Genomic DNA, 26697 nt, shown 5'->3' with positions numbered 1-26697 from the left:
ATTAAATGAAAATCAGAGTCATCGTTCCGTGTTATAACGAAGGCGAAGTCGTATTAAAGACATATGACAAGTTGACTGAAATTATGACAGAAGATAGTTTAGTCAAAAATTATGAATACGATTTACTGTTTATTGACGATGGTAGCAAGGATAATACAATCGATCATTTACAAAATCTTGCTGCTTATGATTCTCATGTCAAATTCCTTTCATTTAGTAGAAATTTCGGTAAAGAAGCCGCGATGATAGCTGGTTATCAAAATAGTATCAATCATGATGCAGTCGTAATGATTGATGGTGATTTACAACATCCTCCAGAATATATTCCTCACATGATTGAAGGGTTTATAGAAGGATATGATCAAGTTATTGCTAAAAGAGATCGTGAAGGTGAGAACTTCGCACGTAAATCCATGTCACGATTATATTATAAAATAATCAACGCTTTCGTGGAGGACGTTCAATTTGAAGATGGCGTGGGTGACTTTAGATTACTCAGTCAACGCGCAGTTCAAGCACTGACATCACTTGATGAATATAATCGATTTTCAAAAGGATTGTTCGAATGGATAGGATATAATACTAAAGTCTTTACCTATGAGAATGTGACGCGTGAAGCAGGAGAGTCAAAATGGACGTTTAGAAAACTTTTAAATTATGGTATTGATGGATTAATATCATTCAATAATAAACCTTTACGTATGATGATTTACTTAGGTATGTTTACATTTTCAATCAGTATCTTATACATTATCTATCTATTAATTAATATTATAATCTCAGGTATCAATATTCCAGGATATTTCACTACAATTGCTGCCATACTCTTACTGGGAGGAATACAACTGATATCTATTGGTGTGATAGGTGAATATATCGGTCGTATTTATTATGAAGTTAAACGCAGACCGAAATATATTGTTCAGGCGACAAACCTTAAACCATCTGATAATGAAAATAAAACTGAAGAAGAACGTTCTGACAATCAAACGTCTCATTTTAAAGCTAAAGATGATTACTATCAATTTAGCGATTATCATAAAGATAGTGCACTTAAACAATCAAGTCATCAAGCTAATAATGAAGAAGAACAATATAAAGAACATGTCCATTAAAATAATGAAAAGGACAAAAATATTAATAGCGATAAGACGGTTTCAAATAGAAATCATCTTATCGCTATTTTAATGTGATGAAATATCAAATTTCTTTAACTTGAGTGTCATTGTAGTTCCCACATTAAGTTCACTTCCAACAATGATTGATCCATCAATTTGTTGAGCAAGTTCATTAGCAATGTACAATCCTAATCCTGAACCACCTGTTTTAGTATTTCTTGAGTCTTCTACTCTGAAAGTCCGCTCAAAAATACGAGATTGAAGTTCAGGTACAATTCCAATACCTTCATCTTTAATTGCGATGTTGATACAATCGTTTTCTTCATTTTCAGAAATAATAATATCGATGCGACTACCATAATTAGAAAACTTTAAAGCGTTCTCTAATAAATTAGTCAAAATACGTTCTAATGGAGGTCGATATTGGTAGAATGCATCAATATTGTTACTGAAATTGACCTCTAGTGTTCGATTCTCTTGCTTAATTCGTTGTTCATAAGTTTGAAGAATAGTGACTAGTAATTGGTCGAGTTGAATTAATTCCAAAGGATAAGAACGACCAGTGTTAAGTGAAATCACGTGCGTCATGTCATCGAATAATGTAGAAAGACGATTTGCTTGTTTAATGAGTACGTCATAAGCAGCGTGAACTTCTTGTTTCTCACTAATGACCCCGTCGCGTAATCCTTCTGTATATGAGAGAATTCCTGCGAGTGGCGTTTTTAAATCATGGGCAAGATTTTGAATAATTTCCGTTTTTTCCTGTTGTTCGTTTTTAATCATGTCCATTTGTTTAGTGATTGCGTCTGCCATCTTGTTAAATGAATCATTAAGTTCTTTAATTTCTCTTGGAGATTGAAATGTATCATCGTCAATTAAATGCTCGTCGTTAACGAATTGCTTTGTCTTGATGTTGAATTGTTTAATTTTCTGGATTAATGGCGTAATAAAAATACTACAAATTGAAAGTGTTAAACAACTTGTTATCATTGTCGTAATGGTTAATGTGAAGGTCATATGACCGTTGAACCACATCAGTTTGTATGCAATGACAAGTATAATGGTAGTTAAGAGTACACTTGAAATGACGCCGATGGTAATTTGGCTACGAATAGAGAACATGCTTATCGGCTCCTTTCAAATTTATATCCTAACCCCCATACTGTTGTAATTGTATATGTGATGAAATGATGTTTCTCTAATTTTTCACGTATTCTATGGATATGAACGTTGACAGTATTGGCGTCTTCATAATAGTCATATCCCCAAACCTTTTCTAAAAGTTCGGATTTAGATATGACATCATTTTCTCGCGAAGCCAGATACCATAGTAATTCAAATTCTTTTATACGCATAGGAATTTCTTGATTATCTATAGTTAATGTTTTACTTGAATTATTTAATATTAATCCATTAAATTCGAGTTGTTCTATTCTATTAGAAGATTGATATTTACTAATTCGCGTGAGTAGGTTATTTGTTCGTAATACGAGTTCTCTAGGACTAAACGGTTTCTTAACATAATCATCTGCGCCTAGTGTAAGTGCATAGATTGTGTCGTGTTCCTGTGTTTTAGCCGTTAAGTAAATAAAAGGAATATCAAGTTGCTTTGCTTTCATTTCTTTAACAATATCGTAACCAGAAACTTCAGGCATCATGATATCTAAAATCATGACATCGATGTCTGATGATAATAATTGGATTGCTTCTTTTCCATTCGTTGTCGTAGTGACTTGATAGCCCTCATATTCAAAGTATGTTTGGCATATATCTACAATGTCTTGCTCATCATCCACGATCAGTAAATGTGTCATGCTTGTCTTCACCTCGGTTGTTACGTTCTCTCAAATGAGTGATAACTTCTTTAAGTGAAACTTTATTTAGTAATGAGTGACTCATCAATAAAATAATAAAGAAAGCTAATTGTAGAGGGTACGTAAAAATCATATCTGCTAAGATATAATTTATCATAACAAAGGCGCCAAAGAAACTTGCAGCATATGCGAAGACGCCTAAGATGAGTCCTAAACCGATAGCCATTTCTCCTAACGGAATGATAAAATTAAACAAACCTGTTGAATGTGAGACGATATTTTCAAAGAACCATTTATACCATTGAGGTGAATCGGTATTATCACGAATGACAGGCACTAATCCATTTAAAGTAAAATCTCCCGTAAATTTTTCCAAGCCTTGTCTGAAAATCACAATACCTGAAATAATACGAATGATAATAATGATTAATAAACTTAATTTCTTCATAGTTAATCCTCTCTCTTTCTCTAGTTGCAAACGTATGAATAAGCTAATTTAAGTTATTTCAATTTCGCTCCACCGAAAATAACATGTGCCTTTTCGCAATAAATTGTAACTTCATTGTATTTATTTAAATCGACATTTTTTAAATTAAAAGTTTGTTTTGATTTATTGTAATCTACAGTTGAGATTTTCTTACCTGATTTGATATCACCGTCTTTAGTTAAGAAGACATATAAATCTGGACCTTTAGATGACTTATAATTTTCTAACATTAATTTACCATTTTCAATTTTAGCCGTGCCTTCTACTTTTTCACCATTTTTGGATTTAAACGTACCGAATAGTTTTTTCGTTTTATCAGTTTTAACTTTACTTTCTTCTTGTTGCTTATCTTTGTGTTGAGAATGTTCTTGATCAGAATTAGAATTTCCACACGCACCTAATGTAAGTGATGTGACAATTGCGCCGACTGCAAATAAATATTTTGTATTCATGATGTATTCCTCTTTTCTATATGTATTTAAGATTAGTTTAAGCGGGATAACATTTTTAAACCATTAACTATTTCTTAACTACATTTAAAAAAGAATTAAATCAAAATTCTTTTTATTTATACTTTTGATAATGAATGTATAAATAGTGTGATGGTAGATAGAGGGGATTAAAAGAAGAAAAAATATATCTGCTTAAATATCAAGCAACAGTTTATTAGGAAATTTGTGTCTTTAAAGAGATTAAAACGAACAATGATATAAAATAAGCTCTAAGACAATTTCTATCAGGTAGTGAGCACCATAAAGTTAAATTTTAAACTAACTTTTGGATTGCCCACCAAATTAGAAATGATCTTAGAGCTAAGTATTTTGGGATTGATAACCCAATCTGAGTAATTTATTTAGAATAAATATGAGTGCTATTGTTTTCTTTTTACGAAGAAAATGCCTTGCCATAAAATAAATGCTATGAATAGGAAGTAAACAATCACGTATACATACCAAAACGGTGTTAAAATCATCATTATTATAAAAGATAAGATGATGACAATGGTTCCGGTAGTAATAGGTCTTTTAACTTTGGTTAACAAAGAGATGTGTTCAATTTCAGACATCTTAAAGGTCCCGATAAATACTAACACTGCACCGAAGATAAATATTGCTGGTGCTAAATATGGTATAGACATGTATACAGATTGTTCACTAGAAATATCAGTGATAAATTGGGAAAGGCTTATAACAATAGCAAAGATTGTAGCTATAAATTTTTGTTCTGTAATCTGAAATGGATATAATTTTTTATTTAAATATATTTGTAAAAATGTCCATATTAAAAATAACAATACAGTAGATAAAGTAATGAAATTAAACTTATCTATCACATAAATATCAATAATACTGTTAAGCGATATCGCTAATAATATGGAGCTAAACTTAAGTTGATTGAATTGATGCCGATAAAGGTCAAAGCCAACAATAAGCAAGACGACGGCTATATTAACTAATATATATATAATCATGTTGAACTCCTATCCACAATTCTTCATTTCAACATTATATCAATTAACATAAACTTAATCATTACAAAACACTCAATAAGTCTTAACTTAATTATTTTAAACGCCTTTTTTATTACTCCACAATAATGTATGTAATTGTGGAAGTACATATACATGATTCATATCACTACTTTCCATGACACGGTCAACTAGTTTTTCATATCTCTCTAGTAGTTTGTAAGTATGATGCTCGACGTCATCCTCTAAATAAGGATTACCCACTTGGAGATAAAATGGAATGGATGGGTAACGATGGTGAATCATTTTCGCAAATTCATAATCTTCTTCATTAAATATGACAACTTTGAGATTGAGGGTATGGTGTACACATTGTTCTATTACTGAATCTAAAATATCTAAATTAGGTTTCATTGTGGAACTTGGTGGTTTAGGACTGATCGTTAAATCATTAATTTGTGTCATCCACGGTTGGAATTTACTGCCTTGCGTTTCTAGAGCTGTATAAATATTCTTTTCCTCGAATAAGTCGACTAAATCTTGAATACCTTTAATCAAGGCAGGATTTCCACCTGAAATCGTGACATGGTTAAAATTATCTCCACCAACTTCGCGTAATTCCTCATATATTTCTTCGGCAGAGAGAAGGCGTATATCTTCTTTAGCGCTTCCATCCCAAGTGAAAGCAGAATCACACCAACTACAGCGGTAATCACAACCTGCTGTACGCACAAACATGGTTTTACGTCCGATTACACGACCTTCTCCTTGTATTGTAGGGCCGAATACTTCTAAAACAGGTATTTTAGCCATGATTTACTTCGCTTCCTTTGGTCGGTAAACAACATAACTTGTAGGAGTTTCGCGTAAATATACTTGTACACATTGAGGTTGGTTATCACGATCGCTTAAATAATCTTGTACCATATTGTAAATCGTTTGTGCGACGATTTCTGTAGAAGGACTTTTTCCTTTAAAAGGTGTTAAGTCATTCAACAAATAATGGTCAAATTGATCATGTATTAACTTTTTCAAATCACTAAAATTCACTAAAAAACCATTATGATCCAACGTATCTCCGGCAATTGTTATATTAATGAAATACGTATGGCCATGTGTTCTCATGCATTTACCAGCATCTTCACTTGGAATGTAATGTGCTGCAGAAAAATTGAAATCTTTATTTAATTCAAATTGATAAGGATGTGTGACACTTGGATAAATTTGTTGCATCATGCTATTCAGCTCCTTTACTTTTGAGGTAATGATGTAAACCACGGGCTCTTAATTTACAAGCAGGACACTCGCCACAACCATCACCGATGATACCGTTGTAGCATGTCAGCGTATTGTAACGAATATAGTCTAATACACCTAATTCGTCACTTAATTCCCAAGTCTGGGCTTTATCCAACCACATCAGTGGTGTATGGATGACAAAATCTTTACCCATCGAGAGGCTAAGCGTAACATTCATAGATTTAATGAAGCTATCTCTACAATCTGGATATCCTGAGAAGTCAGTTTCACAAACACCAGTAATGATGTGTTTTGCGTTGATTTGATAGGCTAATGCGCCTGCAAAGGATAAGAATAATAAATTACGTGCTGGGACAAATGTATTGGGGATACCGTCTTCATTTTCTTCAATGTCTAAATCATGTTGTGTAAGTGCATTTGGTGTGAGTTGAGATAATAATGACATGTCTAAGATGTGATGTTTTAAACCTTGCTCGTTGGCAATTTTTTTCGCTACTTCAATTTCGGTATCATGTCTTTGACCATAATTAAATGTAACGAGTTCAACTTCTTTAAAATGTTTCTTAGCATAAAACAAACATGTCGTACTATCTTGGCCGCCACTAAATACGACAATTGCTTTATCTTTGTTTAAGTCACTTTCAGTCATTAGTATAGCTCCTTATCGTTATTAATTTTGTGCATAAAAAAAGTCTATCTCTATAAAAAAGATAGACGTGAAGATGTAAGGACACATATCATTTTAATGTTATAACTAAAAGTATATGTATACTCGCATTCATAGTAGTAGAATACTTGTCTAGTTTTTTATAGAGGGTTTCTGCTAGGAACCTCTTTTTATTTATTTTTGTACGCAAAATAGAATAAACGATATACTATATAAAATCAAGTCACGTTCTGTGATAATAGAGTGACAAAAGTAAAAATGATTAAAATTTAACTACGGAGCACATTTATGATAGTAATGATAGATAACCATGATTCATTTACATATAATTTAATAGATTATCTTACAGTCCAAACAACTGATGATGTTCAGGTCATATCCTTTGATCAAGTCACGATTCCAATGCTTAAACAATTAGACCCTCAGGCAATTGTTATTTCTCCTGGGCCTGGTCGTCCAAGTGATTATCCTATACTTGCAACCATACTCACGGAATATTATCGAGAGGTGCCTATATTAGGGGTATGTTTGGGCTTTCAAGTCATCGTTGAACATTTTGGTGGGCAAATTATACATAATGATAAACCAGTTCATGGTCATACCACAACGTTGCATCATTCAAATGAAGGAATCTTTAAGGACCTTCCTTTATACTTTAATGTAATGCGATATCATTCGCTTATGGCCGATCCATTACAAATACCTCATTCACTAAAGGTTACTGCTTATAATAATGAAGGAATTGTTATGGCCGTACAGCACCGCGATTTTCATGTTTATGGTGTTCAATATCATCCAGAATCTATATTAAGTGAGTATGGACACGAACAGCTTAAGTTATTTTTAAATGAGGCAGGCGTTCAATATGCATATTGAATTCAATTATCGATATTACGAAGATGAGAATCAATCTAAAGATTATCATTTAATTATGGAAGAATGTTTAGACTCTGCAATTGCTTATCACCTTGATGAAGTGGGAGAGGTTGTTAATTTTGCGGAAAATGAACAACAAAAAGGGCGTTATGTGGCATTATATATGACGTACGAAGCGGCACCTTATTTTAATGATAAAATGAGCGTCAATATAATAGAAGAAAATCAAATATTGGCAGTAGCTTATTCATTTAAAGATGTTCGGCATAAAAAAGAAAATGCTAGTGCAAGTCACAACAGAAAATTAAATTCCACAAAACAAAGGCATCATTTTAAATTTCATGAAAGTGATGATGCCATGATGAGAAAAATTAAATTAATACAACAAGCAATTGTAGAAGGGCATACCTATCAAGTGAACTATACGACTCGTTTGTATTCGGCCATTCATTTTCCTATAACAGCATTATATGACAAACTAACAGCACATCAGAATGGACACTACACAGCTTTATTAGATACACCAGAGATACAAGTGGCTTCGATTTCACCAGAGTTATTCTTCCAAAAAGGAGATTTCAAAGAGCATGACAATGTCATCTTAAGTAAACCGATGAAAGGCACGATGCCAAGAGGTCGGTCAATCGAGGAAGATGAACAGTTATACTACGCTTTGAAGCATTCAGCAAAGGATAGAGCCGAAAATGTCATGATAGTGGATTTACTTCGAAATGATATTACTCGAATTTCGCAAAGTGGCACGATAAACGTTGATCAACCATTTATGATTGAATGTTATGATACCGTATTTCAAATGACGAGTATGGTGAGCGGTCAATTAAAGCCACAGACAAATTTAGTCGATATCATGCGCGCACTATTTCCATGTGGTTCTATCACTGGTGCGCCTAAATTAAGTACCATGAAGTATATTCAACAGTTGGAAACATCGCCTCGATCAATTTATTGTGGCACGATTGGTGTGTTGTTGCCAGATGGCCGTATGATATTTAATATTCCTATACGTACAATTGAATATAGAAATCAAGAGGCGATTTATGGGGTGGGCGCTGGTATTACAATTGATTCTATCCCTGAAAATGAAGTGCAAGAATTTCACGATAAAACTAAGATTTTGGAGAATTTATAAGATGCAATTATTTGAAACAATGAGACTTGAAAATGGTGATATTCCAAGATTAGATTATCATTTTAAAAGAATTCAAAAGTCTAGTGCAGATTTAAAATTTAATTTAAATACTCAAAAATGGCATGAATTAATACAATTGATAAGAGAAACATATCCAAAAGGCGAATATCGGTTAAAAGTAACTTTGGAGCGCGATGGACACTTAGATTATATTATTGCACCTTTACCGGAAAAGACACTATTCACTGCTCGTTTAGTTCAAAGAACACATCACGTTAATCAGAAATATTTAGTGAATAAAACTTCAGAACGTCATTATTTAGAACATAATCATGAAACAGATTTAATTCTATTATATGATGAAACAGGAAAAATATTAGAATTCGATATTGGCAATATTATGATAGGTGAGGGGAATGACTTATACACTCCAACTTATCATCAGGACTTTTTACTTGGATGTATGAGACAATCTCTTCTTGATCAAGGTAGAATGATAGAGAAAGATATTTATGTTGATGATTTAAAAAAGAAGATTCAAGCAAATCAAATTAATCTCTACTTAATCAATAGTTTACGAGAGGTTGCCGATGTCAAAATTTATATATAAAATTAGAATGAAAGATAATTTTAATAATTAAAAAGAGGTAGCCTATGGCATTATTATGGTTCGTTATATTGGTAGTGCTGGTAAGTCTAAATAAATATATTATACAAAAGTTGATGGCGAAACAGAGACACCTAAGTGCAAGAATGACTGCCACTATAACTTGCCTTTGTGCGTGTGTATTGGTTTATCTTTTAATAAAATCACTGATGCCACATGTCATTGATTTAATGAATGTGTTTTATCATCACTAATATGTATGAGGTGGAAATATGAAAGTATACAGTCAAGGCGATCAAGCCATTGTTGTATCTATAGAAAAAGATGTATCTCAAAAACTTACAGAAGATTTAATAGCGCTTAGATCATACTTAATTGATAAAGCATATCCATTTATTACTGAAATTGTACCTACTGAGTCTGATTTAATGATTTGTTATGATGCGAGAGATATGATTAAACATCACAATATACAATCACCATTTCTATATATGAAGGCTTTAATTGATTCTGTGCAATTAGAAATTAAACACAACGATGAAGCCCAACAACCATTAGAAGTGCCTATTGTTTATGGAGATGAGTTTGGACCTGATTTACCTGAATTATTGAAATACCTTAAACTTAAATTATCCGATTTTATCCAGTTACATACTGGCGAACAATATTTTGTTTCAATGATGGGATATTCTCCTGGATTTCCTTATTTAACAGGAATGCATAAAAAATTACACGTGAATCACACAAGTAAACAGAAAAAGTTTATTCCTGCTGGTTCTGTGATAATTGAAGGGAAAAAATGTGGCATCGTTACAACTGATACATACAACGATTGGTTAGTGATTGGTTATACGCCACTTCAGTTATTCTTTCCTGACCGTGAAGACTTCACATTATTAAAATTAGGAGATAATGTAAAGTTCGTTGCGAAAGAGAAAAATGAAATAGAGCTAGGAGATTTTAAATATGTCGATCATAATAGAAAATAGTGGTCTATTCAGTAGCTTTCAAGATTTTGGGAGAAATGGTTATGAGCATGATGGTGTAATCCCAGGTGGTGCGCTCGACGATTTAGCACATGAGATTGCAAATCGACTTGTAGCAAATGATAAGAATGAAGCTACACTTGAGATGACGCATAAAATGGCTGAAATTCGTTTCACTGAACCTGCACTTATTGCTTTGACAGGTGGAAACTTTAAAGCCGAAACACAAAACATCACAATCTATCCTAATAAATTATATCTTATAGAAGAAGGCGAAGTACTCAAATTTAGAGAAACAAGTCGTACTTCACGAGTTTATTTAGCTGTTGGTGGGGGTTTCAAGTTAGATAACTGGCTCAATTCTACGTCGACTGATTTTAATGTGAAAATTGGTGGTTTCAAAGGAAGAAAGCTTGAAAAAGGCGATGAGATTGAACTTAAACGAGCATATTCAAAGCGACATAAAAAGTTATTTGAAAATTTAGGTGAAACACGTACGACTGATTGGGGAATAGATGGATATGCATTATCCTTCAATTATATGTCAGATGTCTTCCATATTATTAAGAATAAAGGCACAGAAGACTTTAAAAAAGATGTAATTAATCGTTTTACTCTATCCGAATATAAAGTGTCGAGTAAGACCAATCGTGTAGGGATGTTGTTAGACGGCCAAAAAATTAAAGCTTATTACGACGATATGCCAGCGCATCAGTCTGTAAAAAAGGGAACAGTGCAAGTTAAAAGAGATGGTACGCCCATTGTGTTATTGAATGATCACTATACATTGGGCAGTTACCCACAAATTGGAACCATCGCAAGCTATCATTTAACGAAGTTAGCTCAAAAGCCACAAGGTTCAAAATTGAAATTCCAATTTATAGATATTGAAACCGCAGAAAAGAATTTAGTTAAATACAGTAATTGGTTAAATCAACTATTTCATGGGATAGAATATCGCATGCAGTTGGAAATGATGAAATAAAGCGCGCATGGTTTAAAAAAATTTATTGATCACTCATAATATGCTAGTCCTAAAGTATGATGAAATGATAAACATTAATCATTATAATTAGATATTGTTTTTATAAAGAAACTAAGCAAGTTGTTTAAGGGTATAGACTCCCTTGAACTTTAAAATTACACTTTTATATCATGTTTTTGCTTGATATTTGTGTGACATTACTATATATTTATAAATTGAACTATGTATTATTATTACAATTTGGTTACAAACTTCATTATTTCTTAATAATAAGTTAACAACCTTAAAGTATAAGTGAGTTCACTCGTGTAGTGTTACTCGCTTGCATTGTTGTGTTAAAAGGTTAAATAACCTAATGAACGATGATGATCACAAATAAAACTGAGCCAATGGAACATAAAATTTTGTAAAACAACCAATAAAAATTGAATTGTCCGAAAGCGACAATATATCATTTTGATAATTAAATAATCATCTCAAAGTGACGTATCAAGTTTTGTAATTAATTTTTATCTAAAAACTTTGAAACTTTTTATTTAATTACATGACATTGGGATAAATGTTCAAAATGATTTATTACTATTAACGGAGGAAACAAACATGAGTTTACCCAAAAAGAAAATTAGTCTTTTTGCGTTTTTCTTATTAACGGTATTCACCATTACCTTAAAGACGTATTTTTCATATTATGTTGATTTTTCTTTAGGTGTTAAGGGGCTAGTACAAAACTTAATATTACTTATGAATCCTTACAGTTTAATCGCACTTACATTGAGTGTGCTATTATTCTTCAAAGGTAAGAAAGCTTTCTGGTTCATTTTTATTGGAGGATTTCTATTAACATTTTTACTTTATGCGAATGTCGTGTACTTCCGATTCTTCTCAGATTTTTTAACTTTTAGTACACTGAACCAAGCTGGTAACGTTGAGTCAATGGGTGGCGCTGTAGGTGCTTCGTTTAAATGGTATGACTTTGTTTATTTCATTGACACAATTATCTACCTTATTATTTTAATTTTTAAACGTAATTGGTTAGATACTAGAGCATTTAGTAAGAAATTTGTTCCAGTTGTTATGGCTGCATCAGTAGCTTTATTCTTCTTAAATTTAGCATTTGCTGAAACAGATAGACCAGAATTATTAACAAGAACGTTTGACCATAAATATCTTGTTAAATATTTAGGACCATACAACTTCACTGTTTATGACGGTGTAAAAACAATCGAAAATAATCAACAAAAAGCGCTTGCATCAGAAGATGATTTAACAAAAGTACTTAATTACACGAAACAAAAGCGTACTGAGCCAAATAAAGAATATTATGGTGTAGCGAAAAAGAAAAATATCATTAAAATTCACTTAGAAAGTTTCCAAACTTTCCTAATCAATAAAAAGGTAAATGGTAAAGAAGTCACACCATTCTTAAATAAATTATCAAGTGGTAAGAAAGACTTTACTTATTTCCCTAACTTCTTCCATCAAACTGGACAAGGTAAAACATCAGACGCCGAGTTTACAATGGATAATAGTATGTATGGATTACCACAAGGTTCTGCATACTCACTAAAAGGCGATAACACTTACCAATCGTTACCAGCCATTTTAGACCAAAAGCAAGGTTACACATCTAATGTTATGCACGGTGACTATAAAACATTCTGGAACCGTGATCAGGTCTATAAACACTTTGGTATTGATAAATTCTACGATGCAACATATTACGATATGTCTGACGATAATATTGTTAACCTTGGTCTTAAAGATAAACCATTCTTTAAAGCATCAGCGGATTATCAATCTAAGATGAAACAACCGTTCTACTCACATATGATTACATTAACAAATCACTATCCATTTACATTGGATGAGAAAGATGCTTCAATCGATAAACCTAATACAGGTGATGCAACAGTAGACGGTTATATTCAAACGGCACATTACTTAGACCAAGCATTAGAAGAGTACATTACTGATCTTAAGAAAAAAGGTCTTTATGACAAGTCAGTAATTATGATTTATGGTGACCACTACGGTATCTCTGAAAATCATAACAACGCAATGGAAAAATTATTAGGTGAAAAAATCACTCCAGCTAAATTCACAGACTTGAACCGTACTGGTTTCTGGTTGAAAATACCTGGTAAACCAGGTGGCGTGAATAAAGAATATGCTGGTCAAATGGATATAATGCCGACAGTACTACATTTATTAGGTATTGATAGTAAGAATTACTTAATGTTTGGTACAGACATGTTCTCAAAACAACATAATGATGTTGTTCCATTTAGAAATGGAGATTTCATTACCAAAGATTATAAATACGTAAATGGTAAGATTTACTCTAATAAAGACAATGAATTACTCACTAAGAAACCTAAGGACTTCGACAAGAATAAGAAACAGGTTGAAAAAGATCTTGAAATGAGTGACAGTGTTCTTAACGGTGACTTGTTCAGATTCTATAAAAATCCTGACTTCAAGAAAGTAAACCCATCTAAGTATGAATACAAAGCAGGTCCTAAAGGTAACGAGAAAAAATAATAATCTAACATTAATCTGGATTGAGTCGCTTAACTAAGTTTACTCAATCCAGATTTTTCCTTTCTACACAAAAGAGGACTATCAGATCCTTCGCTATTCGCGAAACATGTTATCTGATAGTCCTCTTTTTTTAATATAAGCGATTTGCAATCAATGCAATCTAGCAAAAATGGATCATAACCACTTAACCAAGTGCAACATCAAGAATCATCATAATCGTAAATCCAAACATGAGGCTCATTGTAGCTAAATCTGTATTGTTACCAGATTGAGAATCTGGAATAAGTTCTTCCACAACAACGAAAATCATTGCACCTGCAGCAAAGGCTAATGCATAAGGTAAAACAGGATTGACCACTAAAATAGCCGCAGCACCAATTGTTGCAAAGATAGGTTCAACAATTGCCGAAGCTTGTCCGTAATTAAACGATTTCCAGCGAGATGCACCCGCAGCTCTAATTGGCATAGAGAGTGCTGCACCTTCTGGAATATTTTGGATACCGATACCGATGGCAAGTCCAATGGCACCTAGAAATGTAGCTTGACCATTTCCTGATGCCATGCCACCAAAGGCGACCCCAATAGATAATCCTTCAGGAATGTTATGAAGCGTGATTGCTAAAACAAGCAATGCATTTTTACTGAGAGAGGTTTTAACACCTTCTCGTTGTTGGTTTTTATCCTGAGCATTTTGATGAATATGAGGAATCACATAATCTAATACTCGTATAAATATGCCTCCAAGTACAAAGCCAATAGCAGCTGGAAGCCATGGTAATGAACTTCCTTTACTTGATTCGATTGCTGGTTGTAATAATGACCAAAAACTTGCTGCAATCATAATTCCGGCTGCAAAACCCTGCATAGAATTTAAAACTTTGTCATTTACTTTCTTAAACACAAACACAGCTGCAGCTCCAAGTGCTGTAAGTAACCATGTGATGATACCAGCTATGAGTGCTTGAATGTAAGGAGGCAAGTTTTCGAAGATTTGTGCCATAAGTAGGTCTCCTTGTATCATTTAAGCTTAAAAAGGTGTATAATATATAGAACTGAATTAAGCTTAACAAAATTATTTTAAAAATTCGATAGTTGACAAAATTCGATATTTGAAAAGGAAGATAAGCATGGAAGCATACAAAATTGAACATTTAAATAAATCCTATGCAGACAAAGTGATATTCGATAATTTGAACTTATCCATTTCTGAACACGAGAGAATTGGACTTGTTGGCATCAATGGAACAGGTAAGAGTACATTGCTCAAAGTCATTGGTGGATTAGATGAAGATTTTACTGCGGATATTACACATCCCAACCATTATCGAATTCGTTATTCTTCTCAGAAGCAAGATTTAGATGGGGAAATGACTGTGTTTGAAGCGGTATTAAGTTCAGATACGCCAACTTTACGAGTGATTAAAGACTATGAAAAAGCTGTGAATGCTTACGCAATCGACCAAAGTGAAGCACAATTCAATGCGATGATGAAAGTTCAAGAAGCTATGGACCAAAGTGATGCGTGGGATTATAATGCTGAAATTAAAACGATATTATCTAAATTAGGTATTAATGATACGACTAAATATGTTCGAGAACTATCAGGTGGACAACAAAAGCGAGTAGTTCTTGCTAAGACATTGATTGAACAGCCTGATTTATTATTACTAGACGAACCGACTAACCATTTAGATTTTGAATCGATTAACTGGCTAATTAATTATGTGAAACAATACCCACATACAGTTTTATTTGTAACTCACGATCGTTACTTTTTAAATGAAGTATCGACAAGAATTATTGAATTGGATAGAGGTAAGTTAACAGCATACCCAGGTAACTACGAGGATTACATAGCAATGCGTGCTGAAAATGAAGTGATTGAACAAAAACAACAAGAAAAACAAAAATCACTCTATAAGAAAGAACTAGCATGGATGCGCGCAGGCGTTAAAGCTAGAACTACAAAGCAACAAGCACGTATCAACCGATTCAATAATCTTGAAAGTGAAGTAAAAGGTCAGCATACTCAAGATAAAGGTGAACTGAATCTCGCGTATTCTAGATTAGGTAAACAAGTTTATGAATTAGAGCATGTGACGAAATCAATCAATGATAAAGTGCTATTTAAAGACATTACGGAAATTATACAGAGTGGACAACGTATAGGTGTTGTTGGGCCAAACGGCGCAGGTAAAACGACACTACTTAATATCTTAAGCAACGAAGATCACGACTTTGAAGGTGTATTAAAGATAGGTCAAACAGTAAAAGTTGCCTATTTTAAACAAACGGAAGAAACACTGGATCGTGATATACGAATGATTGATTATCTTCGTGAAGAAAGTGAAGTGGCTAAGGAGAAAGATGGCACTTCAATTTCAATCACACAACTATTAGAGCGCTTTTTATTCCCAAGTTCAACACACGGTAAGAAAATTTATAAACTTTCAGGTGGCGAACAAAAAAGGCTCTATTTATTAAGATTGTTAGTCCATAAACCTAATGTACTTTTATTAGATGAGCCTACAAATGACCTAGATACTGAAACGTTAACAATATTAGAAGATTATATTGACGATTTCGGTGGTTCAGTTATTACTGTAAGTCACGACCGTTATTTCTTGAATAAAGTTGCACAAGAATATTGGTATATTCATGACGGTTACATGGAAAAGATTATAGGCACATTTGAAGATTATGAAAAGTATAAAAAAGAACAAGAACGTCAGGCTGCATTAGCTAAACAATCAGCACAACAGTCAAAGCAAAAAACACAAGTAAGAAAGAAAACAGGGCTTTCTTATAAAGAGAAATTAGAATACGAAACATTAATGACACGTATTGATGAAACGGAAACAAGATTAGAAGAAATTGATGAAGAAATGGTAGCAGCAAGTGCTGACTATGCAAAGATTAAAGAATTAAATGAAGAAAAAGAACAGCTTGAACAAACATATGAAACAGACATCACGAGATGGAGTGAACTTGAAGAAATAAAAGAACAATAAGGGGACTGTAATCATGCAAGAAACTTTATCGCATTATTTTGGTTACGAAACATTTAGGCCAGGACAAAAGGAGATTATAACCAAAATATTAGACCATCGTAATACACTCGGAGTACTTCCAACCGGTGGCGGTAAATCAATATGTTATCAAGTACCTGGACTCATGCTTGGTGGTACAACTATAGTCATTAGTCCACTTATTTCATTAATGAAAGACCAAGTTGATCAGCTTAAAGCAATGGGGATTGAAGCTGCATACTTGAATAGTAGTCTAACTCAGAAGCAACAAAAAGATATTGAAGATAAACTTAAGCAGGGTGACATTCAATTTTTATATGTTGCACCAGAGCGATTTGAGAACACATTCTTCTTAAATTTACTTAGAAAGATTGATATTCATCTTATTGCTTTTGATGAAGCACACTGTATTTCAAAATGGGGACATGATTTTAGACCAAGTTATCAAAGTGTGATTCATAAAGTATTCACTTTACCTCAAGATTTCACGATAGTAGCCTTAACAGCTACTGCTACTGCTGAAGTTCAACAGGATATTATGGAAAAGTTAAATATCGGCAAGTATGATGAAATTAAGACAAGTACGAAACGCCGTAATTTAATTTTCAAAGTGAATCCAACCTACCAACGCCAAAAATTTGTTGTCGACTATGTCACTAGCCATGATGGACAAGCTGGGATTATTTATTGTTCTACACGTAAACAGGTAGAGGAACTTAATGAAGCATTAGAAAATGAAAAAGTTAAAAGTACAATTTATCACGCAGGTTTAACGAATAAAGAGCGTGAGGCTGCACAAAATGATTTCTTATACGATCGTGTGGATGTTGTTGTAGCAACGAATGCGTTTGGTATGGGTATTGATAAATCTAATGTGAGATACGTGATTCATTATAATATGCCTGGCGATATTGAATCATATTATCAAGAAGCGGGACGTGCTGGTCGTGATGGATTGAAGAGTGAATGTATCCTTCTTTTTAGTGAACGTGATAAGGGATTACATGAATATTTTATTACAGTTTCTCAAGCAGATGATGATTATAAAGATAAAATGGGTGAAAAACTCACAAAGATGCTTCAATATACGAAAACTAAGAAATGCTTAGAAGCTACGATTGTGCATTATTTTGAACCAAATGAAAAGTTAGAAGAATGCGAACAATGTAGTAATTGCGTACAAGAAAATAAAACATATAACATGACACGTGAAGCTAAAATGATTATTAGTTGTATTGCAAGAATGAAACAACAAGAAAGCTACAGTGTGATTATTCAAGTTTTAAGAGGCGAAATCACAGATTACATTAAATACAATGATTATGATCAACTCACAACTCATGGTTTAATGAAGGATTATACAACTTCAGAATTAGCACATCTGATAGATGAATTACGATTTAAAGGTTATCTTAACGAAAATGATGAAATACTTATTTGCGATAACTCTGTGAAAAAGCTACTTAACGATAGTACAAAAGTTTATACCACACCATTTAAACAAAAGAGTAAAGAAAAAGTATACATCAATACTGTTGAAGGCGTAGACCGAGCACTCTATGGTGAACTTGTAGCAGTGCGTAAACAGTTAAGTGATAAATTAGGCATTGCACCGGTTAGTATCTTCTCAGACTATACGCTTGAAGAGTTTGCGAAACGTAAACCCGAATCTAAACAGGAAATGATTTCTATCGATGGTGTAGGAAGTTATAAATTAAAACATTACTGCCCTAAATTTTTAGAAAAAATCCAAACCTATAAAACAAGTATTTAAAATGACGATAAAGTAAAATAAATGAACGTTTTATCAACTTATCAACGGCTAGATCTAATATATTTTAGATTCAGTCGTTGTTTTTTAATAGAGCGACTTTTAAAAATAAAAATGAACCATCTAATTTTTCGCTAAAATTTGGGACTTTCCATTCGTGTTTTTATACTATTTTCAATATGTGTAGAAGATTTAGAATCTTTAATAATATAATTCACGTTAAAATGTTATTTTTTAATTAAAAGTGATTTAATAGGGAATATAGTTTAAAATTGTCTACTTTTTGTAGGACGAATGAAGGTGAAATTGTGATTGAATTTAAGAATGTTACGAAACGATATGGAAATAATATTGCAGTAGATAATGTGAGTTTTAACATAAAAGAAGGGGAATTTTTTGTATTAATTGGACCATCAGGTTGCGGAAAAACAACCACACTCAAAATGATTAATCGCCTAATCCCATTAAGTGAAGGGTACATCTATTTTAAAGAGAAACCAATCAGCGATTATCCAGTTTATGAAATGCGTTGGGATATTGGTTATGTACTCCAACAAATTGCATTATTCCCACATATGACTATTAAAGAGAATATTGCTCAAGTTCCTCAGATGAAAAAGTGGAAAGATAAAGATATTGAACAACGTGTCGATGAATTATTAAGTATGGTTAATTTAGAACCTGAGAAATTCAAAAATAGAAAGCCAGACGAATTATCAGGCGGTCAACGTCAACGTGTAGGTGTTGTGCGTGCATTAGCAGCTGACCCACCTGTAATTATTATGGATGAGCCTTTTAGTGCACTAGACCCTATTAGTAGAGAGAAACTACAGGATGATTTAATTGACTTACAAACAAAAATTAAAAAGACGATTGTTTTCGTGACACATGATATTCAAGAAGCAATGAAGTTGGGAGATAGAATCTGTTTGTTGAATAATGGTCATGTTGAACAAATTGATACCCCACAAGGTTTTAAAGATCATCCGCAGAGTGAGTTTGTTAAACAATTTATGGGAAGTCACCTTGAACAACAGAATGGCGATTCACTTGCACAAATTCAAATTAAAGATTTAAATGTTCACCGTCCGCTTAATGAAATGTCTGCTACTTCCAACTACCCTGAAGTAAATGAAAGTCAGAATATCGAAAGTATTTATCATTTATTAGCACAAAATGATGGTGTGATTATTTTAAATAGTAACAATCAAGCGCAGTACTTATTAAAACGTGAAGACATTTTCAATTATTTATCGGAAAGAAAGGAGCGTATCACGCATGCATGAATTTCTAAGCACGTTAAGTGATAGAAAAGGACAACTCCTTTCTACGATTATTGAACATATTCAAATATCTTTTATCGCATTACTTATTGCAACAATTATTGCGGTACCTCTAGGAATACTTTTAACAAAAACTAAAAAACTATCAGAAATCGTGATGAATATTGCTGCGGTGCTCCAAACTATACCTTCATTAGCATTATTAGGATTGATGATACCTATATTTGGGATTGGACGTGTACCTGCAATCATCGCGTTAGTCGTTTATGCATTATTACCAATATTGCGGAATACATATACTGGTATTAAAGAGGTTGATCCGTCATTAGTCGAAGCGGCTAAAGGTATTGGTATGAAACCATTCAGAAGACTGACTAAGGTAGAATTACCTATAGCGATGCCGGTCATCATGGCAGGTATTCGCACTGCAATGGTATTAATTATTGGTACTGCTACGTTAGCAGCTTTAATTGGTGCTGGTGGTTTAGGGGACCTCATTCTATTAGGTATTGATCGTAATGATAGTTCGCTTATTTTAATTGGTGCGATTCCAGCAGCTTTATTAGCTATCATTTTCGATTTAATTCTTAGATATATGGAGAAGCTTTCTTACAAAAAACTATTAATCACACTAGGTGCGATTGTGTTAGTGATTCTATTAGCAATTGTGATTCCATTATTCGCGCAAAAGGGTGACAAAATTACCCTCGCAGGTAAACTCGGTTCAGAACCTTCAGTGATTACTAACATGTACAAAATTCTAATAGAAGAGGAAACAGATGATACTGTGGATGTTAAAGATGGAATGGGGAAAACATCGTTCCTATTCAATGCATTGAAATCTGATGATATCGATGGTTATCTCGAGTTTACTGGAACAGTTCTTGGAGAATTGACAAAAGAAGATTTAAAATCTAAAAAAGAGCCAGCCGTTTATAATCAAGCGAAAACAAGCTTAGAGAAAAAGTATAAGATGACAATGTTAAAACCAATGAAGTATAACAACACATATGCGTTAGCAGTGAAGCGTGACTTTGCTAAGAAAAATAATATTAAAACAATTGGCGATTTACAAAAAGTTGAAGATAAGCTTAAACCAGGGTTCACTCTAGAGTTTAATGATAGACCAGATGGCTTTAAAGCAGTGAAAAAAGCCTATGATCTCAACATTTCAAATGTGAAAACAATGGAACCTAAATTACGTTATACTGCTGTTGAAAAAGGCGATATTAACTTAATCGACGCTTATTCAACAGATGCTGAATTAAAACAATATGACATGGTTGTATTGAAAGATGATAAACATGTATTCCCACCATATCAAGGTGCACCAATGTTTAAAGAGAAATTCCTTAAAGAGCATCCAGAAATTAAGAAACCGCTCAATCAATTAGCTGGTAAAATTACGGATGAACAAATGCAAGAAATGAATTATAAAGTAACTGTTAAAAAAGAAGACCCTTATAAAGTGGCAAAAGCTTACTTGAAAAAAGAAGGGCTTGTTAAATAATCAAGTTGAAATTCCTGGCATTGAATTGTCAGGAATTTTATTTATAAATAGGTTGAATGTCATTGATTTTAAATTACTTCATTGTATATAATGGGTATTAAGTTTTTTAAAATTTCAGTCAATTCAAGGGGAGAATTCGATTATGAAGAAACAATTAGAGCAACTATCAGCTTATGAACCTGGACTTTCTCCAGAAGCATTGAAAAACAAATACGGCATTGAAAGGGAGCTATTTAAATTAGCGTCTAATGAAAATTTATACGGTCCTACGCCTAAAGTGAAAGAAGCAATTGAACAGCACCTAGACGAATTATATTATTATCCTGAGTCAGGCTCACCAGGTCTTAGAAAGGTATTGAGTGAGCATTTAAATGTTGATGAATCACGTATTCTTTTTGGAGCAGGTTTAGATGAAGTGATATTAATGATTTCAAGAGCAGTGTTAACTCCAGGTGATAAAATCGTGACAAGTGAAGCTACATTCGGTCAATACTATCATAACGCTATTGTTGAATCCGCAGATGTAGTACAAGTTCCGCTTAAAGATGGTGGATTTGATTTAGAGGGAATTCTACAAAGTATTGATGAACATACTGCGTTAGTTTGGCTATGTAATCCTAACAATCCTACTGGTACATATTTCAACCATGAAACCTTATTCCATTTCCTAGAACGTGTTCCGAGTCATATCCCAGTGTTAATTGACGAGGCTTACGTCGAATTTGTAACTGCTAAAGACTTTCCTGATACATTAAAGTTGCAGGAAACATTTGATAATGCGTTTTTATTGCGCACATTTTCTAAAGCATATGGGCTTGCAGGCTTAAGAGTAGGGTACGTGGTAGCTTCTGCAGACGCTATTGAAAAGTGGAACATCATTAGACCCCCATTCAATGTGACTAGACTTTCAGAGTACGCAGCTATTGCTGCTTTAGAAGACCAAGCGTATTTGAATGAAATTACTCAAAAATATGCCGAAGAACGCGAGAAATTCTATGCAATCCCTCAAAGTGAACACTTTTTACCAAGTCAAACTAATTTTATCTTTGTGAAAACGACGAATAGTAAGGCGCTATATGATGAATTGTTAGAAGTAGGGTGTATTACACGTCCATTTCCTACTGGAGTAAGAATTACTATCGGTTTCCCTGAACAAAATCAAAAAATGATAGAAGTACTTCAAAACTTTAATTATTAGAAGAATTAAACTTTACTATTTATTTTAAAACGAAGTAGTATAGTCAAATTAGAGGCATATTTTAGACTGTTAACTCTGTAAAAAAGCATTTTCACATTGAGATAAAAATACATTATATGTGAATCCATTCAAATAATATCAATACTGCGTATTGCTTAGCTCCCTTGCCGCGGGCATGGCTTGGGAGTGATACAGAATTCTAGATTTCAAGAATTCGTATTATCACCCCCGCAAGGATGATTAGATGTTGAGCCTACATTAGCTCAACATCAATCAGCTACTGCGTAGCCTGTCTTTTAAAAAATCAACTGACTTACAAGTAGTCTCAAGACGCATGCTATTCCTGCAGGCGTGTCGCTATCAATACTACGTTAAGCAAATTCGAATACTCGGTTAATAAGGGTTTTCTATCAGTCTAATTCATTATTTCCTTTATAAACATTTTCTGAATTTGTTATTTCTGTGCTTAGCTTTAATTTTTGCTATACTAATATCTAAATTGAATTTTTATTATCAATAGGGAGTGCAAATGGAATGACGCGAGAAAAAATTGCGATAGATATGGATGAAGTCTTAGCTGATACACTAGGTGAAATCATTGATGCAGTAAATGAACGAGCTAATCTAGGGATTACTATCGAGGCTCTAAAAGGTAAAAAATTAAAACACATGATGCCTGAACATGAAGGATTGGTAACTGAAGTATTAAGAGAACCGGGCTTCTTTAGACGTTTAAAAGTGATGCCACATGCTCAAGAAGTAGTTAAGAAATTAAACGAGCATTATGATATTTATATTGCTACAGCAGCAATGGACGTCCCAACATCATTTCATGACAAATATGAATGGCTTTTAGAATTTTTCCCATTTTTAAATCCTCAACATTTTGTATTTTGTGGTAGAAAAAATATTGTCAATGCCGATTATCTCATCGACGATAACCCTAGACAACTTGAAATCTTTGAAGGTAAACCCGTTATGTTTACAGCATCTCATAATATTAATGATGATAGATTTGATCGAGTAAGCGGTTGGAGAGACGTAGAGAATTATTTCCTAGGAAATTAAGTAGGGACATTCAATGTGATATACGACACCCTTATAGAGCTTGGAATATCGTTCCAAAAATAATAGCAGTAAGATGATTTCAATTAGAATCGTCTTACTGCTAATTTTTATATTTAAAACTTAGTTGAGTATGACTTCACGTGCGTAGAGCGCCGTCGTGTCACTTTTTTAATTGGTAGGGTCTGGGAAAGTAAGAAGTTGAATCGCTTTAGGTAAAACTTCAATCTCGATAGGCGTTTCTAAGCTGATTTCACCATCAATATCGACTTTCATATTAGGCTCAGTAGAGAGCGTGAAATGTCGACCTGGAATATGCCCAATACCTTCAGTGATTTCATTCCAATTCATACTATCTCTTTTCTTGAAAATATCATTCAAAATACTAAAGCTTTGCTCATCAAATATGAACGCATTTGCTTCACCATCTTGAGGAGATAAATCGGTTAAAGGTATACGTCCGCCTCCAATATTAGGACCGTTAGCTATGAGAAGCATAGAAGTATGTCCTTTTTCTTCTCGACCATCGACATTGAGCGTAAAGTCAAATTTACTAGGGTTCATCAATGTCTTAACTGTAGACCCTATATAACTTAACTTTCCAAAAACATCTTTAGAACCTTCTTGGACATTTTCAGCATTTTGAACAATTAATCCTAAGCCCACAAAGTTTAGCACATATGTATCATTTACTTTCAATACATCATAAGAGCCAACCTGTGCTGAGAGCAATTGTGAACTTGCATTTTTAAAATTAGAATCTAAATTCAATGTCTTAGTAAAATCATTAAATGTCCCTCCAGGAATAATGCCAATTGGGATACTTAAATCATGTCGCATGACACCATTGACTAATTCATTGACTGTGCCATCTCCACCTAAGATAAATAAAATGTCGATATCTGTACCATATTCATGGTTTTTGATGGATTCACAATATTTAATAATATCTCCTTCGTTTTCACTTAATTGTATTGATAAGTGTTTACACATTGAACTTAGAGATTTCGTTACTTCGCCAAGTCCTTCATATATATCTTTCAAACCACTATGTTCGTGGTAAAACAGGACGCCATGGTTATATTTATTTTCCATTATGCATGCCTACTTTCGTAAAATTCTCTTAATCTATTAATTACCCTTTTTAGTAAAATAATAGCAAATGATTAGAAGTTATACCCATTATAAAATAAAAAAACTGCAAGTCGAAAATAATCGAATCGCAGTCATGATAAATTGATTAACGAATACCTTTCATCGCTTTAATGATTTTAGGACTAAAGGCAAGAATGATGAAGGTAATCACAGCTGTAGTAATACCTAAGAATATGAAATAATTTGTTTGACCTAGTGGATCAATTAATTTTACTAACGTACCATTAAATGCTTGAGCAGATGCATTTGTTAATAGCCATAAACTCATCATTTGTGCATTGAATGCTTTCGGTGCTAATTTAACTGCCGCACTGTTACCAGTAGGAGATAAGCACAATTCACCAACGACACAAATAATATATGAAAGGATAACCCAGTTGACTGAGAAATGTGCGCTGCCATAAATGTTACCGATAATACCCATCATGATGTAAGATGCACCTGCCATTAAAGCACCTATAACAAATTTGATAGGTAGACTAGGTTGGCGTCTTCCTAATTTTTGCCATACCGCTGACACTACTGGTGCAAATAATAGGATAAATAATGGGTTAATAGATTGGAATATGGCTTCACCGAAATTCGTTTTCCAACCAAATAGATTTAATTTCATGTCGGAATGTTCAATTCCGTATATATTGAGAACGTTAGAACCTTGTTCTTGAATCGCCCAGAAAAGCATTCCTAAAATAAATAAAGGGATAAATGCTTTAACACGAGAACGTTCTGTATCTGTGACTTCTTTACTACGAATCATTGTAGTGAAATAAACAATTGGAAGTGCGATACCTAATATAAGGACTGTGTTACTTACTAAATCGAATGATAATGTTTGTGTAATATAGGAAACAATCACTACAATAGCAATGATTGCTACGATAGCTCCAACGATTAAACTATATTTTTTCTTTTCGTCAGGTGAAAGTGGGTTTGTTGGCTTCATACCAACTTTACCAAGATTTTTACGATTAAATAAAACGTACCATACTAAACCAAGCGCCATACCGATCGCTGCGATTAAGAATCCACCGTGGAAATTTTTAACATTAATGAAGTGTTGTAAAATAATTGGTGAAATCAGTGCACCGAAGTTGACTGACATATAGAAAATAACGAATCCAGCATCCATACGTACATCATTTTCAGGATATAAACGACCTACAATATTTGAAATATTTGGTTTCATCAAACCTGAACCAATAATAATAAAGAACATTGATGCGAATAATCCAAACATTGCGAACGGTAAACTTAGACAAATATGCCCAAGGATAATTAATACTGCACCTATTAAAGTTGCACCACGTGTTCCTGTAATTCTATCTGCTATCCATCCTCCTGGAATAGAAGACATGTATATTAATGCACCGTATACGGACATAATTGACATTGCCGTAGTTTTGTCGATACCAAGTCCGTGATCTTGAATCGCAAAATACATATAAAAAATAAGCATTGCTCTCATACCGTAGTAGCTGAATCGCTCCCAAAACTCTACGAAAAAGAGTACGCCTAAACCTCGAGGATGCCCGAAGAATCCATGTTGAGGTATTTCTTGAACTGCTTGTTCATGGGAATTATTTGTTGACATAATATCATCCCATCCTTTCTTCCCCTAATAACCATATTAAATTGTTTAAAAATGATTGTACTATTGTGGATAATAATTTTCAATAATTTTCAAAAAATAAAAATAATATGAATATTCAGTCTATTTATGGATTTCA

Annotated in this window: 25 protein-coding genes; 14 read left to right on the top strand and 11 right to left on the bottom strand. The window is 33.3% G+C overall.

From position 1 onward, the window contains the following. Positions 1-5: 5 nt before the first annotated feature. Positions 6-1115 (top strand): glycosyltransferase family 2 protein, encoded by a 1110-nt coding sequence (locus JMUB898_RS10705; RefSeq protein ID WP_002441441.1) that lies wholly within the window; start codon positions 6-8, stop codon positions 1113-1115. A gap of 69 nt (positions 1116-1184) precedes the next feature. Here JMUB898_RS10705 and JMUB898_RS10700 read toward each other — a convergent pair whose 3' ends face one another. The 8 genes from JMUB898_RS10700 to queC all read right to left on the bottom strand — a co-directional run bounded on the left by JMUB898_RS10700 (position 1185) and on the right by queC (position 6796). Beyond that, positions 1185-2240 (bottom strand): sensor histidine kinase, encoded by a 1056-nt coding sequence (locus tag JMUB898_RS10700; protein ID WP_002441443.1) that lies wholly within the window; start codon positions 2238-2240, stop codon positions 1185-1187. Between the two features lie 2 nt (positions 2241-2242). Further along, complete coding sequence (gene saeR, locus JMUB898_RS10695) at positions 2243-2932, bottom strand: response regulator transcription factor SaeR (RefSeq protein ID WP_002441446.1); 690 nt, start codon at positions 2930-2932, stop codon at positions 2243-2245. Beyond that, on the bottom strand, positions 2907-3380 hold the full coding sequence (locus JMUB898_RS10690; RefSeq protein ID WP_037541172.1) for a DoxX family membrane protein: 474 nt from the start codon (positions 3378-3380) through the stop codon (positions 2907-2909). The genes saeR and JMUB898_RS10690 overlap by 26 nt, the downstream gene beginning before the upstream one ends. A 53-nt stretch (positions 3381-3433) precedes the next feature. After that, positions 3434-3871, bottom strand: coding sequence for a DM13 domain-containing protein (locus JMUB898_RS10685; protein ID WP_002441449.1), 438 nt, complete (start codon positions 3869-3871; stop codon positions 3434-3436). A 419-nt stretch (positions 3872-4290) separates the two neighbouring features. After that, positions 4291-4890, bottom strand: a complete 600-nt coding sequence (locus tag JMUB898_RS10680; RefSeq protein ID WP_002441451.1) for a hypothetical protein — start codon at positions 4888-4890, stop codon at positions 4291-4293. Between the two features lie 96 nt (positions 4891-4986). Further along, a complete protein-coding gene (gene queE / locus JMUB898_RS10675) occupies positions 4987-5700 on the bottom strand; it encodes a 7-carboxy-7-deazaguanine synthase QueE (RefSeq protein ID WP_002441452.1) in 714 nt (237 codons plus the stop codon). Positions 5701-5703: 3 nt separating this feature from the next. Further along, complete coding sequence (gene queD, locus JMUB898_RS10670; RefSeq protein WP_002441455.1) at positions 5704-6123, bottom strand: 6-carboxytetrahydropterin synthase QueD; 420 nt, start codon at positions 6121-6123, stop codon at positions 5704-5706. A gap of 1 nt (position 6124) precedes the next feature. Beyond that, positions 6125-6796, bottom strand: a complete 672-nt coding sequence (gene queC, locus JMUB898_RS10665) for a 7-cyano-7-deazaguanine synthase QueC (RefSeq protein WP_002441456.1) — start codon at positions 6794-6796, stop codon at positions 6125-6127. Between the two features lie 306 nt (positions 6797-7102). Between queC and JMUB898_RS10660 the strand changes: the two genes are divergently transcribed. The 7 genes from JMUB898_RS10660 to ltaS all read left to right on the top strand — a co-directional run bounded on the left by JMUB898_RS10660 (position 7103) and on the right by ltaS (position 13959). Beyond that, positions 7103-7690: an anthranilate synthase component II gene (locus JMUB898_RS10660; protein ID WP_126514799.1), complete on the top strand. Its 588-nt coding sequence runs from the start codon at positions 7103-7105 to the stop codon at positions 7688-7690. Then, the gene (pabB, locus tag JMUB898_RS10655; protein WP_002441461.1) at positions 7680-8840 is read left to right on the top strand and encodes an aminodeoxychorismate synthase component I; all 1161 of its coding nucleotides are present in this window, start codon (positions 7680-7682) and stop codon (positions 8838-8840) included. Before JMUB898_RS10660 ends, pabB begins: the two co-directional genes overlap by 11 nt. 1 nt (position 8841) lies before the next feature. Further along, complete coding sequence (locus JMUB898_RS10650) at positions 8842-9450, top strand: aminotransferase class IV (RefSeq protein ID WP_037541173.1); 609 nt, start codon at positions 8842-8844, stop codon at positions 9448-9450. A 44-nt stretch (positions 9451-9494) separates the two neighbouring features. Further along, positions 9495-9701, top strand: a complete 207-nt coding sequence (locus JMUB898_RS12850) for a hypothetical protein (RefSeq protein ID WP_037541174.1) — start codon at positions 9495-9497, stop codon at positions 9699-9701. 18 nt (positions 9702-9719) lie between these two features. Beyond that, complete coding sequence (locus tag JMUB898_RS10640; protein WP_002441464.1) at positions 9720-10436, top strand: 5-oxoprolinase subunit B family protein; 717 nt, start codon at positions 9720-9722, stop codon at positions 10434-10436. Then, positions 10414-11418 carry a 5-oxoprolinase subunit C family protein gene (locus JMUB898_RS10635; protein ID WP_002441465.1) on the top strand — a complete coding sequence of 335 codons (1005 nt, stop codon included), beginning with the start codon at positions 10414-10416 and terminating at the stop codon, positions 11416-11418. The genes JMUB898_RS10640 and JMUB898_RS10635 overlap by 23 nt, the downstream gene beginning before the upstream one ends. A gap of 600 nt (positions 11419-12018) precedes the next feature. Next, entirely contained in the window at positions 12019-13959 is a 1941-nt protein-coding gene (gene ltaS / locus JMUB898_RS10630) for a polyglycerol-phosphate lipoteichoic acid synthase LtaS (protein ID WP_126514798.1), read from the top strand. A gap of 184 nt (positions 13960-14143) precedes the next feature. Here the strand turns inward: ltaS and JMUB898_RS10625 are convergent, their stop codons facing one another. Further along, complete coding sequence (locus JMUB898_RS10625) at positions 14144-14959, bottom strand: ZIP family metal transporter (RefSeq protein WP_037541175.1); 816 nt, start codon at positions 14957-14959, stop codon at positions 14144-14146. A gap of 121 nt (positions 14960-15080) precedes the next feature. Between JMUB898_RS10625 and JMUB898_RS10620 the strand changes: the two genes are divergently transcribed. The 6 genes from JMUB898_RS10620 to JMUB898_RS10595 all read left to right on the top strand — a co-directional run bounded on the left by JMUB898_RS10620 (position 15081) and on the right by JMUB898_RS10595 (position 23818). Then, complete coding sequence (locus JMUB898_RS10620; protein WP_172594646.1) at positions 15081-16970, top strand: ABC-F family ATP-binding cassette domain-containing protein; 1890 nt, start codon at positions 15081-15083, stop codon at positions 16968-16970. Positions 16971-16980: 10 nt separating this feature from the next. Next, on the top strand, positions 16981-18762 hold the full coding sequence (gene recQ, locus JMUB898_RS10615) for a DNA helicase RecQ (RefSeq protein WP_095323308.1): 1782 nt from the start codon (positions 16981-16983) through the stop codon (positions 18760-18762). A gap of 305 nt (positions 18763-19067) precedes the next feature. Further along, positions 19068-20045, top strand: coding sequence for an ABC transporter ATP-binding protein (locus tag JMUB898_RS10610; protein ID WP_002441470.1), 978 nt, complete (start codon positions 19068-19070; stop codon positions 20043-20045). Next, a complete protein-coding gene (locus tag JMUB898_RS10605; RefSeq protein WP_002441471.1) occupies positions 20038-21552 on the top strand; it encodes an ABC transporter permease/substrate-binding protein in 1515 nt (504 codons plus the stop codon). The genes JMUB898_RS10610 and JMUB898_RS10605 overlap by 8 nt, the downstream gene beginning before the upstream one ends. Positions 21553-21694: 142 nt before the next feature. Continuing rightward, complete coding sequence (gene hisC / locus JMUB898_RS10600; protein ID WP_002441472.1) at positions 21695-22750, top strand: histidinol-phosphate transaminase; 1056 nt, start codon at positions 21695-21697, stop codon at positions 22748-22750. A gap of 534 nt (positions 22751-23284) precedes the next feature. Next, the gene (locus JMUB898_RS10595) at positions 23285-23818 is read left to right on the top strand and encodes a 5' nucleotidase, NT5C type (RefSeq protein ID WP_002441473.1); all 534 of its coding nucleotides are present in this window, start codon (positions 23285-23287) and stop codon (positions 23816-23818) included. Between the two features lie 168 nt (positions 23819-23986). Here JMUB898_RS10595 and JMUB898_RS10590 read toward each other — a convergent pair whose 3' ends face one another. Then, complete coding sequence (locus JMUB898_RS10590) at positions 23987-24910, bottom strand: diacylglycerol/lipid kinase family protein (protein ID WP_002441474.1); 924 nt, start codon at positions 24908-24910, stop codon at positions 23987-23989. 145 nt (positions 24911-25055) lie between these two features. Further along, a complete protein-coding gene (locus JMUB898_RS10585; protein ID WP_002441475.1) occupies positions 25056-26561 on the bottom strand; it encodes a peptide MFS transporter in 1506 nt (501 codons plus the stop codon). Between the last annotated feature and the right edge of the window lie 136 nt (positions 26562-26697).

The sequence above is a fragment of the Staphylococcus caprae genome (assembly GCF_003966625.1).
GTDB classification, from domain to species: Bacteria; Bacillota; Bacilli; order Staphylococcales; family Staphylococcaceae; genus Staphylococcus; species Staphylococcus caprae.
The sequence above is the reverse complement of the archived record's forward strand: the minus strand, read 5'-3'. Positions and strand labels throughout refer to the sequence as shown.